Source organism: Enterococcus sp. M-BR2 (assembly GCF_056612775.1).
Genome location: NZ_CM152743.1, coordinates 1,644,562 through 1,662,786 on the forward strand (window position 1 = coordinate 1,644,562; position 18,225 = coordinate 1,662,786).

Below are 18,225 nucleotides of genomic sequence, written 5' to 3' on the forward strand. Positions count from 1 at the left end.
TTTTTTAGTAGTGCTTACAATGATTATTGTATACTTTTGTACGTACATGTCAAGTGGTTATTTTCAAGAATATAATAAAAAACACTTGTTTTGTACGTACATAAGTTATAGAATGAAATTGCTTACAAAATCTGATCAACCGCCTTCTCGAAATTCTAGAAGGAGAGAATACTTATGAAAAAAGAAAAAAAAGTTTCCTCATCGTTTATTTATTTTTTTGGCGCATTTGGCGGCATTCTATTTGGATATGATATTGGTGTTATGACCGGCGCTTTACCTTTTTTACAACATGATTGGGGTTTGGCAGGTAAGGCTTCTTTGATAGGATGGATCACGTCTTCGGTCATGTTAGGTGCGATCCTTGGTGGCTCTTTATCTGGTCTTCTTTCTGATAAGCTTGGACGACGAAAAATGATTCTTCTTTCTGCACTTATTTTTATGGCTGGTTCTGTCCTTTCTGCATCTGCCCCTCACAATGGTTCTTATTTTCTGATTGCAGCAAGGATTCTTCTAGGTTTAGCTGTTGGCGCTGCATCTGCCCTAGTTCCTGCTTATATGTCTGAAATGGCTCCTGCTAGACTAAGGGGAAGATTGTCAGGGATCAATCAAGTGATGATTGCTTCTGGCATGCTCCTTTCCTATGTTGCAGATTATTTGCTAAAAGGGTTACCTGAAACGATGGCTTGGCGCGTGATGTTAGGACTCGCTGCTGTCCCTGCACTGATTTTATTTTTCGGCGTTTTAGCTCTACCAGAGTCACCGCGTTTTCTTGTGCAATCTGGTCGCTTGGAAGAGGCAAAAAGAGTATTGAACTATATTCGGACACCAAACGAAGCTGAACAGGAATTTGAACAAATCCAGCTGAATGTCAAACAAGAAAAGACAACCGTAACTTCTTGGCATACTTTATTTTTAGAAAAGTATCGTTCGTTAGTTATTGCCGGTATTGGTGTAGCAGTATTCCAGCAATTTCAAGGAGCTAATGCTATTTTTTACTATATTCCACTGATCGTAGAAAAAGCGACTGGGCATGCAGCGAGCGATGCATTGATGTGGCCGATCATCCAAGGAATCATTTTAGTTGCTGGTTCTTTGCTCTTTTTGGTTATTGCAGACAAGTTCAATCGGCGAACTTTATTGAAAATAGGCGGTAGCGTGATGGGACTTTCTTTCATCCTACCAGCTGTTTTAGGAACTGTACTGGATGCTCATACAAATTCGTTGTTGATTCTCTTGTTTTTATGTATTTATGTCGCATTTTATTCTTGCACATGGGCTCCACTGACATGGGTAATCGTAGGCGAAATATTCCCACTAGCTGTCCGCGGGCGAGCATCTGGCCTGGCCTCTTCTTTCAATTGGATTGGTTCTTTCCTAGTCGGCTTGCTTTTTCCTGTGATGACTGCTTCTATGTCTCAAGAAATCGTTTTCGGTATTTTTGGGATCATCTGCTTTTTAGGGGTTTTATTTATTCAAGAGATCGTACCAGAGACTCGTGGGAAATCTTTAGAGGAAATCGAACAAAGTGCATCTAAAAAAACTTATCCTAAACGTATTTCTATCCATCATTCTTAAAGAGGTTGTGACAGAAGTAGGCAACTTCAAGAAACAAGAGGAGCCGCTTAGTTCCGAGTCACAAGGAACAAGTTCAAAACACAGTTTCTCATGTTTGATGATTTTTGCCACAGTCTCAAATTGATATAAAAAATAAGAGGCGGTAAAAACCCGTCTCTTATTTTTCGTTTTCTTTTACTGTTTCCCGTTCAACTAGTACAGGCTCATAAAGAATATTGGGCTGTGCCTGTCCTTTTTCAATCGTTGTGACGATCCACCGTGCGGCATCTTGTCCCAACTTTTCTTTTGGATGCGTCAATGTTGTCAATTTTTTATTTCCTAAATGGCTTAAAGAAGAATCGTCTGTTCCTACGATCGATAGGTCATCTGGAATTTGATAGCCATTTTCTGTCAGCTTATCTAGCAATAAACTAGCTATTTGATCGTTATAGCAAATGATGCCATCTAAAGCTTGTTCTTCTTTCAACCGTTGTACTGTTTTTTCAGCAATCGTTTCTCGTGTTTCCGTGGTGAAAGTAATGATATCTTCTGTCAAAAATCGCACATTATACTGTTCACACGCGCTGATAAAACCTTTCATCCTGTATTTTCCTTGAAGATCGTCGATTTTTGTAATGAACAACAGACGCTGATGTCCTTTTTTTATCAAATATTCTGCTGCCATAAAACCGACTTTCACATCATCTAAACAAATATAAGAGGCATTTAACTCTTCATAAGCAGCATTGATCATCACCATCGGAATACCTTGTTCTCTTAAAGCAACATAAAGTGCTAAGTTTGGATTATACTGATTACTTTTCGTAGGCTCAACGATCAAACCATCTACCCCATAAGCAATCATTTTCTTCAAACACTCTTTCTCCAATTCGTGATCGTTATTCGTACTGGCTAAAAGCAATGAATACCCAGATTTTCGTAATTCATTTTCGATTCCTCGGATAATCGACGGAAAAATATAATCAGAGAGATATGTGGTGATGACACCGATCGTTTTTGTTCTGTTCAATGGTGCTTTTTCTGTCTTATAGCTGTCATCTACATATGTGCCCGATCCTTTTTCTTTACGCAGATAGCCCTCATTTACCAACACAGCGATTGCTTGCCGAATCGTATGTCTGCTGACGTCATATATTTCTTGCAGCTTGAATTCTGAGGGAATGGTTGTATTTACTTCGTATTCCTCATGAAGGATCTTTTGTTTTATCTCTTCTGCAATATCTTGATATTTTGCCATTTACCTTGCCCCTTTTTATTTGTACGTACATATGTATCCATTATACACAAGAAAGAGACAACTTGGAAATATCCAGTTGTCTCTTTCTAATTATTTCTTTCTCCTGTTTTTAGGAAACTATATTCCTTTTTCTAAACCAACTGGTGTTATTCTTTTATCTGGATTCTTTAGTCCAATCGCACCAACAACCGTCACTACGAGCACCAATACTGCTAGAAAAATATATGTTTCTTTAAATCCTATGCTGTCATACATTTTTCCAGCAATAGTAGAGAATGCAAAAACTGAGATTTGCTTGGAGAAATTAAACCCTAGAAGATAAACAGTTGCTGACAATCGCCAATCGAATGCGCCAGAAATATATTTCATAACGGAAACAAGAAGCAGTGGCATTTCTACGGCTGCAATCAATCGGGCACCTGACAATACGATCCAGTTGGGAGCCAATGCACTAAGCATCACTCTTATAAAAATCAAACAGCCAAACAGGATCATCCCTTTTTTCGCACCGATTTTATTGATAAGGCTCGGCATTGGGATCATGATCATCGCCTCCAATGCTACTTGGATTGAAAGCAATCGACTGTAGATGATTGTTCCCTGAGATACCTCATGGAAAAAAGTCCGATAGTAGATAGCAAATTGCTGATCTACTACATCATAGATAGCGGCTGTCCCAACAAAGAATAGACACAAGAGCCAAAAGTTTTTATTTTTAAACAAAGTGAAAATCTCTTTTCTGGTCACTTCATTTTTTTCCTCTACTGGTACTTCACTGCTTTTAAGATTTACTTTATCTCCAAAAATCACTAATCCAGTTAAGATTGTCGCCATAAATGAGCAAAGCCAAAAAATAGAATTAGGATTTTGCGTAAAGATAATTCCGCCTACGAATGCCGCAACAGCGCCAGCAATCGAACCGCCTAAACGCGAATGTCCGTATTCGAATTTATTCACTAAACTTGCCCGTTCAACGTAAGTCTCAACTACTCCTACGCCACCATTTAAAACAAAAGCTAGATAAATACTGCCGATGATCGCTCCAAAAAAAGTATTGATTGATAAAAGTGGAATAAAGAGCCATTGGAAAAATGGGCCAATGAACATTCCAGCTATCGTGATAGTTATCAATAGATTCTTTTTGAATGCTAATTTATCCGACAATATCCCAAATATCGGCTGGTAAAACAAAGAAACGAATGCCATGAACGAAAAGATGATACCTGCTTGCGTTCCGTCAAGATCTGCTACTTGCTGCAGCCATAACGACAAAAATCCGAAAACTGTTGCCCAGATAAAGAAATACGTAAAATGGGTTCCCGCAAAGCTCCAAAAATGATTCGATTCGTTTTTCATGATTCTCCCTCTTTCTCTTAGTCATTCAAATATGGAAGCGGCTTGCCAAAAATTGGGAAACCATCGTTACCCCAACCAAAAGCTTGTACTTTTGTGTGTCTGTTCGGGTCGTATAGCGGATCACCTTTGATTTCCGTATAGTCCCGACAGTGATAAACCAGGATATCTGTTTCTCCATCTTCTGCAATAGTAAAAGAATTATGTCCAGGTCCGTATTGTTGTGTAGAAAGGTCGCTCTGAAAAACAGGTTCTGTCACCTTTGTCCAATTTTCTCTTTTCAATAAGTCAGATTCCAAATCAGCATAAATCATTCCCATACAATAATTTTCGTCGGTAGCGCTTGCAGAATAAGTGATGAAAATTTTTCCATTCCGCATCAATACTGCAGGTCCCTCGTTCACTTTAAAGCCCTTACATTCCCACGTAAATTCTGGTTTTGTCAGCATAACTGGTTCTGTTTTCAATGTCCACGGATTAGTCATTTCTGCTATATATAAATTAGAATTTCCTTCAATAGCATTGTCTTTTTGTGCCCAAACATAATATAAATGATTATTATGTTCAAACACTGTGGCATCTAAACAAAAAGTATCTAAGTGCGACACCACTTGACCCTTTTCGTGCCAATTTTCGTCTACCATCGGATCTTGCGCTTCACACTCTAAACAATACATTCGATGAGTGAACAATCCATCAATAATCTCTTCTGTATGCGTTGCAGCAAAATAGATATACCATTTTCCAGCAATATAATGGATCTCTGGAGCCCAGATTAGTTTGCTCATCTCGCCCGTCTCATGTTTTCGCCAGATTGTACGGGGTGTTGCATAAGCTAGACCAGCAATCGTTCTTGAACGGCGTAATTCAATACGATCGTATGAAGGTACAGAAGCAATGAAATAATAATATCCGTCCTCATGTTTATAGATAAATGGATCTGCCCTTTGAATAATCAGCGGTTTTCGATAATTCTCATTCATCTCTTTGATTTTTACTTCTTCTTGTACTTCAACTGTCATTGTGTCTCCTCCTTAATTAATTTATAAATGAATGTTAACTCTTTGAGAAAGCGTTGTCAATAATATTTTTGTTAATTAAAAAATAAAAATTAGATATAATTAATATAAAAGTTAATAATAAAAGCTTTAATTTATAAAACGATTGACTATATTAATGTTAGTGTTAATATATAGTTAACAGAAAAATAAGCGAGGAAAATTATGCAACTACAAATAAACGAGGAATCCTTACCGGTATATGAAGCATTAGCTAGCAAGACAAGAATCAGGATCATTCAGTTGCTTTCCAAAAAGAAGATGAATGTCAAAGATTTGGCAAAAGAACTTGGAGTAAGCAGCGCGATCACGACGATGCACGTGAAAAAGTTAGAAGAAGCGAACATCATCAAAACAGAGAAAATAGGACAACAAAAAATTTCGAGCCTTCGTGTCGATAAAATAGATATCAGTTTCCCAGAAAAAATATTCAATGCTTTTGACACGAAAGAAACATCGATACCTATTGGTCACTATACGAATTATGCAATTGAACCGACATGTGGTTTAGCGACGATCCATGACTTTATCGGAAAAGTGGATGAACCACGCTATTTTGTGGATCCTCGAAGGATGGATGCTCGTATCCTCTGGTTTACCAGCGGGTTTGTCGAGTATCAGTCACCTAATTTTTTGAATGCAGAGGATACATTAGAAATGTTGGAAGTTTCTGTGGAAATTTCTTCTGAATTTCCTTTTTCAAATGACAATTGGCCTTCCGATATCACTTTCAGCCTAAATGGCGTAGATCTAGGAACATGGACGAGCCCTGGAGATTTTGCTGATATCCGCGGGAAATATACGCCTGATTGGTATCCAGATAATCTTAATCAATACGGCTTGCTGAAGACGATCCGAATCACCAAACATTTGACAAATATGAATGGGGAACCTTTGTCAGACATCACGATCAACGACATCCCTAAAGATCAAGATACTTGGCATTTGCGAATCGAAGTGAAAGAAGATGCCGAACATGTAGGTGGCTGTACTTTATTTGGTAAAGGATTCGGTAATTACGACCAAGATATCAAATTAAAAGTTTACTACAGCTGATAGTTTTCTTTTCTATTTTATAAAGCAAAAACAGCCAATCCCTATGAAGGGACGGCTGTTTTTTTATTTTATTGTTATTTCCAAAAATCATCCAAAACAGAAATTGGCAAATGACGTTTATGCTGCGTCTTGTTCCACCACGCTTCGATTTTTTCTTGTGCTTGAGCGGGAACTTCTTTTCCTTCTAGATAATCATCGATTTCGTTATACGTAACACCTAGTGCGACTTCATCCGCAATCATTGGTTTTCCATCTTCAAGATCTGCAGTCGGAATTTTTGTGTATAGCTTTTCCGGTGCATTCAATGCTTGAAGCAATTGTTTCCCTTGCCGTTTGTTCAAACGGAACAATGGTAAGATATCGGCTCCTCCATCACCAAATTTCGTGAAAAAACCAGTGATGTTTTCTGCAGCATGATCTGTCCCTAATACAGCTCCTGCTCTTTCTCCGGCTACGGCATATTGTGTAATCATTCGTTGTCGTGCTTTGATATTTCCTTTGTTAAAATCGCTGATTTCCACACCTGCTTCACTTAATACTTGTACTTGTGCATCAACAGCAGGTTTGATATTTACTCGCAGACTAACATCGGGCTGGATAAAGTCAAGAGCAGCTTTTGCATCTTCTTCATCTGCTTGTTCACCATAAGGAAGACGAACAGCGATAAATTGATAGCTTTCATCTTTCGTTTCTTCACGCATTTCTTCCATCGTTAGTTGCGCCAAACGACCTGCTAAAGTAGAATCTTGACCACCGCTAATACCTAATACAAAGGTTTTAAGAAACGGATATTTTTTCAAATAAGCTTTCATAAAATCAATACTTTTACGAATTTCTTCTGTTGGATCAATTGTTGGTTTGACACCTAATTCATGGATGATTTCTGTTTGCAGGCTCATTTATTCTCCTCCTATGCTTCTGTATGAAGTTCTGCTACACTTTTTTTCATTCGTTCCATCGTAGCCATTTTATGGTTCCAGCATTCAGTAGATAGATCGACCGGATATTTTTGCGGATTCAAGTCTCGTTTGTACTCTTCCCACAGTGAATCTAGATTTTCTTTTGTATATTCTTTGATTTCGTTTAGCACGGGTAGTTCGTATACTCTTTTTCCTTCGATAAAGATATCTTGTAAAACGGGGCGAGCGGTAAAATCCCGAACAGTTTTATTGATAAACGTATGCACTGGATGAAACATAAAGATAGCTTCTTCTTCTCGAGGATCCTCATCCCATAATGTGACATAGTCTCCTTCAGATTTCCCATCAGAGTTTCGAGTAATACGCCATACTTGTTTTTTTCCTGGAGTTGTCACTTTTTCCGCATTGCTTGATAACTTGATCGTATCCACCATATTTCCTTCGCTATCTTCGATTGATACTAGTTTGAATACTGCACCAAGGGCTGGCTGATCATAAGCGGTGATCAGTTTTGTTCCGACACCCCATACATCAATTTTAGCTTTTTGCATCTTTAAATTCAAAATCGTTGCTTCATCTAAGTCATTCGAAGCATAAATTTTTGCTTCCGTAAATCCAGCTACATCTAATTGTTCCCGAACACGCTTAGATATATAGGCCATATCTCCACTGTCGATACGTACGCCTTGGAAGTTGATTTTATCACCTAATTCTTTTGCTACGCGGATTGCACTTGGCACACCTGATTTCAACGTATCATAAGTATCGACTAAGAACACACAGTCTTTATGGGTTTTAGCATACGCCATAAATGCTTCATAATCATTTCCATAAGATTGGACTAACGAATGCGCATGAGTCCCACTAGCTGGTATCCCAAATATCTTTCCAGCACGTACATTGCTTGTTGCATCTGCTCCGCCGATATATGCCGCTCTAGTTCCCCAAACTGCCGCATCCAATTCTTGCGCTCGTCTAGTCCCAAATTCCAAGAGCGGATCTTCTCCGATCACAGATTTGATGCGAGCTGCTTTTGTCGCGATCAACGTTTGGAAATTGACCATATTCAACAGTGCTGTTTCTACTAACTGACAATGTGCCAAAGGACCTTCCACTTGGATCAATGGTTCATTTGCAAAAACTAATTCACCTTCACGAGCAGAACGAACCGTTGCTTTAAATTCAAAATTTTGTAAATACTCCAAAAAACCCTCAGGATAGACTTCTAAGCCACGTAAGTAAGCAATATCGGAATCACTAAACGTCAGATTCTCTAAATAATTGACTAACCGTTCCAATCCTGCAAAAACCGCGTACCCGTGGCTAAAAGGCATTTCTCGAAAATAACATTCAAAAACAGCATGTAAATCAGCTCGACCTAATTCCCAGTATGTCTGCATCATATTGATTTGATATAGATCCGTATGCAGCGTCAAACTGTCGTCTGGGTAAGTATTATTCATGTTGTATTACTCCTCTTGGCAAGTTTTCATTTCCTACCCATTATAACAAAAAAAATTGATAGGAAAAGAAATCTTCATTATTTTCTGAAAAAGAGGTTGTGAAAAAGCTGTCCTGCATCAAGTAATAAGAACAGCCAAACAAAAATAGCTCCTCCTATTTTTCGTTTGGTTGGGCTTATTACCGCAGATGCAAGCTTTTGAGCACCGTTTATCCGGAAAAAAGGGCTGAGACAAGACTTTTGTCACAGCCCCTACTCTTAATTTTGCTACTTCTTATAAACCAGATTTCACTTAATATTCGATATGAATCACCTTCTGCGGAATTTCTTTCCTCTGCGATATACATAGAAACCACCGACTAAAAGAACCGCTGCTAGGGCCCCGATAATGATATACAACAAAGAATTTGTATTATTTTCTACAGTAAAAACCTCATGATTGACTGAGTTTGCTTGTTCTTTCGTAATCGTAAAGTCTTTTGTCAGCAACCACTTTTGCCCTGTCTCATCTTGTGCTTCGACTAAAAGTTGATAATCCCCCGATTCTAAAGGTTTCGTATTTCCAGCTTCCCCATGATAAATAGGCATAGCAAAAACTGATTCAGGAGCAATACCACCATTTTCGATTTTTCGTGTCATTATCGGTTCTTCCTGTCCTTTTGAATGAACAGTTGCTTCAACGGTCACTCCCTTGATATTGATTGGTTGAGGATTTTCTAGCACAGCAACCACACCAGCATTGTTGGTGATCACTTCGGAACGTACCTCATTCAACTTCAGATCCGGCACAACTTCCTTGTCATTTGCGCTCATCATCAACCCAACCACATAAGCGTATTCGCTAAAAAAAGGCTGATTACTTTCTTCTTTTTCAGCTGAAAAATCTTTTTTCACTTGGATCCCGCCTAATAAGATTCAATCAAAGGAAGTATCAGGTGCTTGTACTTCTAAAGTAACGACTCCTGCTTTATTCCCTGGGATCACTGCTTCTTTTGGATAATCGACCAATGTGCAGATGGGTTGCTGAACGATTGACTCCTCTGGTAATTCATTTTGTCCGTAGTCAATCACTATGTTTCCGTTTGTCTGAGCTGTATTGACATTGATAAAATACGTTTGCTCCTGATCAGAAAAATTATTGATCTGGATCTGTAATGTCTGTTTTGTTCCAGGTTCTACTCGTAAATCAAAGAATGAACGTCCTTCTCGCTGATTGTCCGGTAAAATAGGATGGACACTATAGTCTGCTCCATGATTTTCATCAGCAAAAACGACGATTCCAGGAAAAACTAGCTGTATTAATAAAGTTATCAAAACCAATACTAAATGTCGTCTCACTTTTCATCCCTCCATTTTATGTAAAAAGGATGGAGTTAGCTTATCCGCTCCATCCTTTTGCGGTTGTTTACAAGTAAAACAAATTATTTTACTTGAAATACTGCTGTTAGATCGAATCCACTGCTGTGTAAGTAACTGTACCAGTATACTCTCCAACCGGTGTATTCGCTTTGACTGTTAGTGTTGGCGCTTCTGATGTGAGCTCATTTATATGATCAAATGTACCGGAAACATAAGATATCGGAAGAGTTGTTGCAGATTCTAATACATTTTCTCCATTGATCGTAAGAGCAGAAGCAATATCATCTGTTAAGTTTGTTGCACTGACTGTCAATACCCAGTCTCCCGCAACTACAGCATTCTCCCAAGCTGCTGTCAGCTCTGTTGTATCTTCAACACCAGTGTATTCGCTGATCAATTCTAAAGCTTCTGTTTTGCTGGCTTCTAGCGGACGAAAATCGGAAGCTTGCAATGCGCCATCAAAAGTACCATTGACAGTTGTATTTGCGCTGATTTGCGCCACCGTATGTTCACCAAAATCGATATCAGGAACATCATCGAGTGTAAAAATCCCTGGGTAAGTTGGAAGATCATCCACTACTAAAAAGTCAGTAATCTCCACTCTAGTCGTTCCATCCATTGGTTCACCAAATTCTGCTGCCATGACTGTTGGTGCAAAACATGTAAATAACATCGCACTTGTACTTAAAACCCCTACTAATTTTTTCATTTTTTGTCCTCCTTTTTTTCTCATCAAAATTCTGCATTCACAAATCGCCAATAATGTTTCGAGTAGTAATGACCACTAGATGTCCCCTCAGGAAAAGTGAGTGTTGACTGCTCGCCAGGAATCGTATATGTAACGATTCCACGTTCTTTGTTTCCTGTTGACTGGATGATCGTACGATACTCTTTTCCTGCATCTTGGTGATCATATTCGAAAGCTTCCAATCCTTTGACAGCTTCTTCGTTCTTTCCGCTGAACATTCCTCTGCCTAATTGATAATCGGCAGTCAAAAGATGACCATCTTTTTTACAACGGAAGTCTTCTGTTTTCAGTTGTAGTTGCCATTCTGTGCTCTCTTTTCGAGAATCAAGAAAGGTAATCGATAAATCGTTGCTCTCTCGATGGATTTGATTGTGTTCATCTGTATAGCGCGATACGAACAGTAAATCATCAATGTATAACATCCGTGGAAATTGTTCATTCAAAGGAACGATTTTCAGAGAAGTCGCACCCTCGGTCTGTCCGTGAACAGCAGAAGAACAGCTAAACATTCCTATGAATAATGCACTCCATAACGCTAGCGAAAATCTATTTTTCATGTTTTTCGCCTCCACGTATTTGATGACGATAGACTAAAATAACGCCGATAATCAACAGCGTCCCAACAAATGAAATCAATCCTGCCTTTGCTTCATTTGCCTCTGGAAAACTGCTTTTCTGTTTTTCTTCTCCCTTTTCAGTCTGCTTTCCTATCTCCCGTTCATTGATTTCTATGACTGCATGCGTTTCACCAGCTTGGGTAGCAGCATTCACCACTGGCATCGATAACGAGAACAGGAGTAGAAGAAGAAGAACAGAAATCATCCAGTATCGGTTTTTTGATTTCATTGTTTTCTCCTTTCCACTTTTTTTCTAGTATCTAGCCAGCCATACGATCCCCCCCTTTCAAAGCTAGCTTCTTGCTATAACACATCTTCAATTTTCCACGTGATCGTTCCAGAATATACTCCTGTTCTATCTTGACTGTTTAGGCGCAGTAACAAGCCTTCTTCTTGTGAAAATTCATAAACCTTATCAATTTCCAGTGTTAAAGCAGAAAGTGCGATTTCTCCCATTTCATTTTTGAACACAAGATACCCTTCACTAATCGCATGTTGCATATCCACATGATTTAGTTCTTCAGCAGATACGGTTACTTTATATGAATCCGATGTATTCAATGTGTTTCTAGTAACAACACGCATCCTTTCTTCACGTGCTTGTGCTTGTCTGTTCATTGGCAATTGTGATCGAGCATACTTCCAGCTGTATTCTTCTGTCACGAATTCAAATCCCAGATAACCTTCCACCTGAAAACTCTCTTCCAAAATAAGCGGTTCATCAATACGATTATCAGTGAGCGTTACAGTAATCGTATTTTCACCTCGTTGAAAGACCCCCTCTAGATCTTTTATGTCGATCGTGAATGCTGCTGATCTAAGTGTTTGAAGTTCTTCTCGTGCATTGAGGAGCATTTGATTTTCGGTAAGAACTTCTCCATTGATCCACACACTATAATACAAACGGTCCAAATCACCGTCACCATAATCAAAAGCAAAACGAAATCGCTCTTTGAAATCAGTAAACGTAGTTTTCTCAGCCATTTGTCCATCTACCGTTCTTAGATTCGCTAATTCCGGTGGGGTATTGGGCTCACGCTGGATCGCATATTGAACGGCTTGTTCCACCTGTGTATCATAGTAACTGCCTGTTGGAGAAAGACTTCTTCCCCTGAAGGATACTCGTTCATAGACATCATGATCCTCATACCCAGGGAATTCTGCTTTTACTTTTGTTTTATAATTCAACTTCAATACTGTACCTACTTCTATCTCGATAATTTCTATTGGATAAAAGCGTTGTAGAGAGTCATCATACATCGCATTTACTCGATGCTCTATGATCTCGTCATTATTACTTATAGTTTGATAAGTAAAATAAGGCTGATACTCACTTATCGGGACCATATCCGTAAATTTGAAAGGGTTCGATTTACTTTCTTCCAGATCAGAAGTTAAAATCGAGAGACCATTATCATTACTAGGAGTAAGGAATATACTACCGTCTCCCTCTTCGTTGTAAAAAGTAACCGTATGTTCCAACTCTGTATCCGCAGCAACTGTCTGACCACTCACATTTTCTGCTCCCCCTTGTCCTTGCATCATTATCTCATGGACTAGTTCACCTTGAATATCAAAATTTGGCTCTGTCATAAACAATGTCGTGTAATTATCTTTAGTATAAGTTGCCGTCGCAGCAAATCCCCAATAAAGATTTTTTGATTGGAGATTGGAAAAATAGTCATTGATATTGATCTCGCCTGTTGTTGTTCCATATCCGCCGTCTCGTAAATCTGTCATCAAAAAGCGAAGGATCCCTGTTGGAGTAATGTTGACATCCAATTGCCACCAACTACCTGTCACAAAGGCATTATTTGTTTCAAAATCTTTTATAAGAGTTTTGGTAGCAGGACTATCGGAAGGAGCCACTGCAATATGTGCACCAGAAAGACCTTGATCTCCAAATTTATCTCGATTTCCTAATGGACCTGTAGATACTTGATTATCGAACTCAAGGACCATTGCATTTGCCATGTGCCGATCAATGTCAAATAGACCAATAGGATCTTTATGTTTATAGGCACCCAGTGCTTTTGCGTCATGGTTCATAACCACAGTGGGATCATATTTGTTGTGGATTCCTCGTCGGCTGTGTAACAAACTCGTAGGATTCCCATCATGTAAGAAAAAGGAGATCCCTTCTGTGTCCGTATCAAAATACATATAGCTAGTGAACCGGATATCTCTTGTCAAGTTTGAAAATCTGATCGTATTTTGACTCTTTGAAACCATATGTCCTCGATTGTAAAGTGCAGTTAAAATATGATTTGGCGTCATCTGGATACTTTTGTTATTGTCCACAAAATTTGGAACATTTCGTACAATCGTTAAATAGTCAGGGATCGTAAACAAACTATTTAGCGGAATCGCATCATCGTAGGCCCCATTTAGAGTAGGATCTGACATATTAGGAGCTGCATAGACTCCGACTTCTTCCGCTTCTGCTTTTGATTCTTCTATTGAATCGTCTATTGGGATTTCTGCTGATTCTACTTCTTTAGAAATCTCTGGAGAAGGCTCACTTGTTTCTTGTGTTTCAGATGCTGTGATATTTTCTGGTAAAGTTACCACGACAGTATATTCTTCTTGGTCTCCGATCAAGACTTCTACTAATTCATCCTCTGTTTGTTTCATTAGCCTTGGCGTGATTTTTAGATGATATTGATTATACTCTTCTACTATGTGGCTTTTAAAAACGATTTCAATTCTCTCATTCTCCGAAGAAAAATCACCTGCGTAGTACCATTCCTCATCAACTGGTCCTACTTTTCCAAAGGTACGTTCGATTTCCTGAATGCTTTCTCTAAGTAATAATCCTTCGTGTTCAACTATTTCCAGCTTAAATTGCATTTGATATTCAGCTTCATCTTTTGCATGCTTCTCATATGTCATACTCCATTGTATCTGCTTCAGTTCCTCATCCATTTCGTAATCGATCACAATATTCGCATGTTCATCAGCTACTACTTTTTCAGATTCAGTCTTGGCAAAAGTGATCTGCGACAGTCCCGCAAGTTGCGATAAAAATAGGACAGCAACCATAAAAACTACACTGCCATAATGCGAGACAGTTTTCGTTTTTTTCATTTCCTCTCTTCCCCTTCTTGAATATTAGTGAGATTTTTTCAAAAAGCTCCGATATAGTCGTTCTCATCTTTTATCCGATAACTAAAATTTAACTTAATTAAAATAAGATTGCAAACACATTAGAAAGAGGGTGCTAAAAAATATAATAACAAAAAAAATACCGTAAACATCCATTAAAAACATAATAAAAGGTAGCAATCAACTTAATAAAAAAACATTAATCTATAAACAATGGAAGTGTTTTCTCAAATAAATTGTATTTATCGTTCAAATTTGAGACAATAAAAAGGAAATAAAACCAAAAAAATGAGAAAAATATAATTTAAGCGGATATAAAGAAAAATGAAGAGGTATCTAGAAATGATCTGGAGTTGAATAATAGTTTATAAAATATTTGTATTTTTAATTAATTAAAGAAATAAGCAATCAAAAAGGAGGTCCTATGTTTTTCAATATTGTGTTTACCCAGAAAGAACGCCGCAAGTTAGCAATTTTTCATCTATTGGAGGAGCAACATGAATTAACTATCAAAGAAATCAGTAAAAAACTTGATTTATCTTCTAGTGTCGTAAAAAATATATTGAATGAAATGGAGAATGAATTTGATGACTTTTGCTTTTCTGGATTCAAATTATTGTCAAAAAACAAGATCAACCAGAACCTGCCAACTGATTTAAACTATGATTATTATTATTCCTATCTTATCCAGCAGAGCCTCCCTTATCGCGCAATCAAATCTTCTCTTTTCTATCCAGAGAAAAATCTGATGGAATTCTGCCAAGAAAATTTCATTAGTCGTGCTTCTGCTATGCGGCATCTGCAGTCATTAGCCGATTATGTACAGGAATTCGATGTCATTTTTAATCGCAGTCAATTATCTTTCAAAGGAGACGAACGCTTGATTCGCTTGATATTATTCAATATTCTTTGGGCAGCTTCTCGTGGAAATGAAGATTATGCTTTTTACGTCTCAAAATCTGAGTTATTAAAAAAATTGGCTGAACTTACTAAGCATACATCTTTAAATTGGAGTTTCGTAGGAAAAAAAGAAGTTTGTCTTTTTGCTGGGATTACCACTCAGCGGATTGCACAAGGTCACTATGTAGAGGATGACCCTCGCTATAGCGAAGCAGTTTTTAGTAATGATCATCGAATAAAATGCCTTTTTGGTGAACATTTTTCTATTCCCTCCTCTCATCAAGATAGTGAATTTCGTTTTGCACAATTTATGGTGTTTTATGCACCGACCTTTCAATATGAGAATCCTACTCTTAATGAAGCTTTAGACATATTCGACAAAAAAGGACAGTTGCTTTCTTCATTATTGAAAGAACTTGACAATTATTGGCAAACTGAGATTTTTCCTGATGACCGTGTTTTTCAACACAATCAAATTGTTCACCTTCATTTATTTAATATTCTTTTTTGTTATTATCTTTTTCCAAAGCGTGTTCCGACACTCTTCTTTCTAATGAATTATTTTCATAAAAAGAAGTCATCAAGTTATTACTATTTAAAAGAGCATTTTACCTTCTTCTTGAATAAGATGGGGCGGCGACATAATTATCAATGGCTTTCTATTTGCTGCAACGATTTAGCTGAAATATTTGCATGGCTGACTTTGCAATGTTGCGAGGACAATGAAAATTCAACTAAGTTACAAGTTTCTTTAGTGATGGAAACGAATTATTTTTTTACCCAAGATATCAAGAATTTTTTAAAAGACTTGTCCTTTATCGAACTGAAGGAATTATCCTATGAAGAAATACAACCCATTGATTTTCTGATTGTCTCTTCTGTACATCTTATGCCCAAAGAAACGGATAGAAGTTATTATGTAGTGAATTTTTTGGAAGGAAAGACAGATTATGTCAAGTTGTACCTTGAATTGAAAAAAGCTCATGAAAATAAGAAGTTTCACTTGCTTTTAAAAAAAACTGAAAGAAAAAAGCTGCCGTCAATTAAACCACAATTGTTCGTATAATTGGATTGCAAAAAAGGGCTGCGACAAAAGTCTGTCACAGTCCCTTTTCCCAAATAAACGGTGTTCTCCTGCCAACTCCTCGGTATTAGCTCAACAAACGGCACAATATGAGGAACTATTTTTCCGTTTGTTTCTCTAATACACAGGTCAAAACGCTGTTTTCACAACCTCTTCCTTAAACGGTGCTCAAAAGCTTGCATCTGTTGTAATAAGCCCAACCAAACAAAAAATATGACGAACTATTTTTGTTTGGCTGTTCTTATTACTTGATGCAGAACAGCTTTTTCGCAACCTCTTTTTTACTGTATACATCATAAAGATGGAGCGATTTAGCATAAAGATGATTAGTCGTTAGGACATCAATCCATCGTATTTTTTTGTTCAACAACTACAATATCTTTATTTGGACGTTTGAATTGTATTCCGGCACGTTCCAGCTCCTGTTTCACTCCTATATGGACTTTGACATCTTCCCGTGTCATTTTTAAAACGTGATGAATCGCATAGTCGATTTCTTGCCTTGTGATTTTTTTCTTCGTATTGATCATCACAACTTGCTTTTTGTCATATGTGTCCACTAGCAGCAACTGTGTCCGATCTAACGAAAATAATTTGTAATAATTAATGGCCGTATTCCCAAAAAAGAATTCTACTACTTTAGGATAAAATGTCTTAATATTTAAATTACTATTCACAGGTGTTTCGATTAGCTTCATCTCATTCCTCTTTTCTATATAGTCGATTTAGATTCAATCCCATATATTCCCCGTTGTTCCCAACATTAAGGAATCGGTTACAATTGAACCTTTAAAAACAAAAGGATTTACCTTTTATCACTTAATAGTATAACATAATTTTATGAGAAAAAAATACACTTTTTTCTTGACCTTCTCGTTACGTAAAGGATTATGCTTACATTTGTCAGGAGGAAAAATAATGGAATACACGATAAAGAAAATGTCAGAGATATCAGGAGTCAGTCCGAGAACCTTGCGCTTTTATGATGAGATTGGACTGCTAAAGCCAGCTAGGATCAATTCCTCAGGTTATCGGATTTATGGCAAAAAAGAAGTCGATCGTCTGCAACATATCTTATTTTATCGAATGTTGGCATTCAAGTTGGAGGATATTCAAGAAATCTTAGATAATCCGCATTTTGACCACCAGAAAGCTTTAATCGAACATCAGCAGATGCTTCTAGAAAAACGGGCACAAATCGACATCCTCTTGGCAACTGTCCAACAAACACTTGATAGATACGAAGGAGGAAGAAAAATGAGTGATAAAGAAAAATTTGAAGGGTTCAAACAACAAAAATTGAAAGAAAATGAAGAAACTTATGGACAAGAGATTCGACAAAAATACGGGGAAGAAAAGGTTACAGCATCCAACGAAAAATGGATGAATATGGATAAAGAAACGTATGAAGAAATGCAAACTGTTGAAAAGCAGATTTTAGCTGATCTCACTCTTTATTTACAAGCTCCTACAGATGAAAACTTAGCAGATCGCATCTTTCAAGCTCATAAGAAGTGGTTATCTTACAGCTGGTCTGAATATCAGCCGGAAGCGCATAAAGGATTAGGGATGATGTACGAAGCCGATGAACGATTCACTGCATATTATGACGAACGAGGTGGTCATGGTGCAGCAAAAGCATTAAATGAAATCATCCAAAAAAAGGCATAACAGTTTACATGATCCGACAAAAACGACCGAACAACAAAACATCAGACACCAAAGTTAGATTTTTTATACTAACATTTGGT

At 37.6% G+C, this 18,225-nt stretch carries 16 protein-coding genes; 4 read left to right on the forward strand and 12 right to left on the reverse strand.

Annotated elements, in window-relative coordinates; all coding sequences use genetic code 11:
- Window positions 1-174: 174 nt before the first annotated feature.
- Window positions 175-1,575: a sugar porter family MFS transporter gene (locus AC1F25_RS08035; RefSeq protein ID WP_002291459.1), complete on the forward strand. Its 1,401-nt coding sequence runs from the start codon at window positions 175-177 to the stop codon at window positions 1,573-1,575.
- Between the two features lie 157 nt (window positions 1,576-1,732).
- Here the strand turns inward: AC1F25_RS08035 and AC1F25_RS08040 are convergent, their stop codons facing one another.
- From AC1F25_RS08040 to AC1F25_RS08050, 3 genes are all read right to left on the reverse strand, one after another.
- A complete protein-coding gene (locus AC1F25_RS08040) occupies window positions 1,733-2,812 on the reverse strand; it encodes a GntR family transcriptional regulator (RefSeq protein WP_002291458.1) in 1,080 nt (359 codons plus the stop codon).
- Between the two features lie 117 nt (window positions 2,813-2,929).
- Window positions 2,930-4,168, reverse strand: coding sequence for an oligosaccharide MFS transporter (locus tag AC1F25_RS08045; RefSeq protein ID WP_002328937.1), 1,239 nt, complete (start codon window positions 4,166-4,168; stop codon window positions 2,930-2,932).
- Window positions 4,169-4,185: 17 nt separating this feature from the next.
- The gene (locus AC1F25_RS08050) at window positions 4,186-5,187 is read right to left on the reverse strand and encodes a glycoside hydrolase family 43 protein (protein WP_479994024.1); all 1,002 of its coding nucleotides are present in this window, start codon (window positions 5,185-5,187) and stop codon (window positions 4,186-4,188) included.
- 201 nt (window positions 5,188-5,388) lie between these two features.
- Between AC1F25_RS08050 and AC1F25_RS08055 the strand changes: the two genes are divergently transcribed.
- Window positions 5,389-6,279: an ArsR/SmtB family transcription factor gene (locus AC1F25_RS08055; RefSeq protein WP_479994025.1), complete on the forward strand. Its 891-nt coding sequence runs from the start codon at window positions 5,389-5,391 to the stop codon at window positions 6,277-6,279.
- 74 nt (window positions 6,280-6,353) lie between these two features.
- On the opposite strand, the gene nadE is transcribed toward AC1F25_RS08055, so the two are convergent.
- The 8 genes from nadE to AC1F25_RS08095 form a co-directional block, all read right to left on the reverse strand.
- Window positions 6,354-7,178 (reverse strand): ammonia-dependent NAD(+) synthetase, encoded by an 825-nt coding sequence (gene nadE / locus AC1F25_RS08060; protein ID WP_002310056.1) that lies wholly within the window; start codon window positions 7,176-7,178, stop codon window positions 6,354-6,356.
- A gap of 11 nt (window positions 7,179-7,189) precedes the next feature.
- Complete coding sequence (locus AC1F25_RS08065; RefSeq protein WP_479994026.1) at window positions 7,190-8,662, reverse strand: nicotinate phosphoribosyltransferase; 1,473 nt, start codon at window positions 8,660-8,662, stop codon at window positions 7,190-7,192.
- Between the two features lie 308 nt (window positions 8,663-8,970).
- Window positions 8,971-9,555 (reverse strand): DUF3324 domain-containing protein, encoded by a 585-nt coding sequence (locus AC1F25_RS08070; RefSeq protein ID WP_479994027.1) that lies wholly within the window; start codon window positions 9,553-9,555, stop codon window positions 8,971-8,973.
- A 21-nt stretch (window positions 9,556-9,576) separates the two neighbouring features.
- On the reverse strand, window positions 9,577-9,999 hold the full coding sequence (locus AC1F25_RS08075; protein ID WP_479994028.1) for a DUF916 domain-containing protein: 423 nt from the start codon (window positions 9,997-9,999) through the stop codon (window positions 9,577-9,579).
- Window positions 10,000-10,105: 106 nt separating this feature from the next.
- Window positions 10,106-10,729 carry a WxL domain-containing protein gene (locus tag AC1F25_RS08080; RefSeq protein ID WP_002320369.1) on the reverse strand — a complete coding sequence of 208 codons (624 nt, stop codon included), beginning with the start codon at window positions 10,727-10,729 and terminating at the stop codon, window positions 10,106-10,108.
- Window positions 10,730-10,752: 23 nt separating this feature from the next.
- On the reverse strand, window positions 10,753-11,325 hold the full coding sequence (locus tag AC1F25_RS08085) for a hypothetical protein (RefSeq protein WP_002316807.1): 573 nt from the start codon (window positions 11,323-11,325) through the stop codon (window positions 10,753-10,755).
- Entirely contained in the window at window positions 11,315-11,614 is a 300-nt protein-coding gene (locus AC1F25_RS08090) for a hypothetical protein (RefSeq protein WP_479994029.1), read from the reverse strand. The genes AC1F25_RS08085 and AC1F25_RS08090 overlap by 11 nt, the downstream gene beginning before the upstream one ends.
- A gap of 74 nt (window positions 11,615-11,688) precedes the next feature.
- On the reverse strand, window positions 11,689-14,472 hold the full coding sequence (locus AC1F25_RS08095; RefSeq protein WP_479994030.1) for a hypothetical protein: 2,784 nt from the start codon (window positions 14,470-14,472) through the stop codon (window positions 11,689-11,691).
- Window positions 14,473-14,914: 442 nt separating this feature from the next.
- Between AC1F25_RS08095 and AC1F25_RS08100 the strand changes: the two genes are divergently transcribed.
- Window positions 14,915-16,456 (forward strand): helix-turn-helix domain-containing protein, encoded by a 1,542-nt coding sequence (locus AC1F25_RS08100; RefSeq protein ID WP_002310048.1) that lies wholly within the window; start codon window positions 14,915-14,917, stop codon window positions 16,454-16,456.
- A gap of 359 nt (window positions 16,457-16,815) precedes the next feature.
- On the opposite strand, the gene AC1F25_RS08105 is transcribed toward AC1F25_RS08100, so the two are convergent.
- Window positions 16,816-17,172 carry a DUF1827 family protein gene (locus AC1F25_RS08105; RefSeq protein WP_002310047.1) on the reverse strand — a complete coding sequence of 119 codons (357 nt, stop codon included), beginning with the start codon at window positions 17,170-17,172 and terminating at the stop codon, window positions 16,816-16,818.
- Window positions 17,173-17,392: 220 nt separating this feature from the next.
- Between AC1F25_RS08105 and AC1F25_RS08110 the strand changes: the two genes are divergently transcribed.
- Window positions 17,393-18,145 (forward strand): MerR family transcriptional regulator, encoded by a 753-nt coding sequence (locus AC1F25_RS08110; protein WP_479994032.1) that lies wholly within the window; start codon window positions 17,393-17,395, stop codon window positions 18,143-18,145.
- Window positions 18,146-18,225 lie beyond the last annotated feature (80 nt).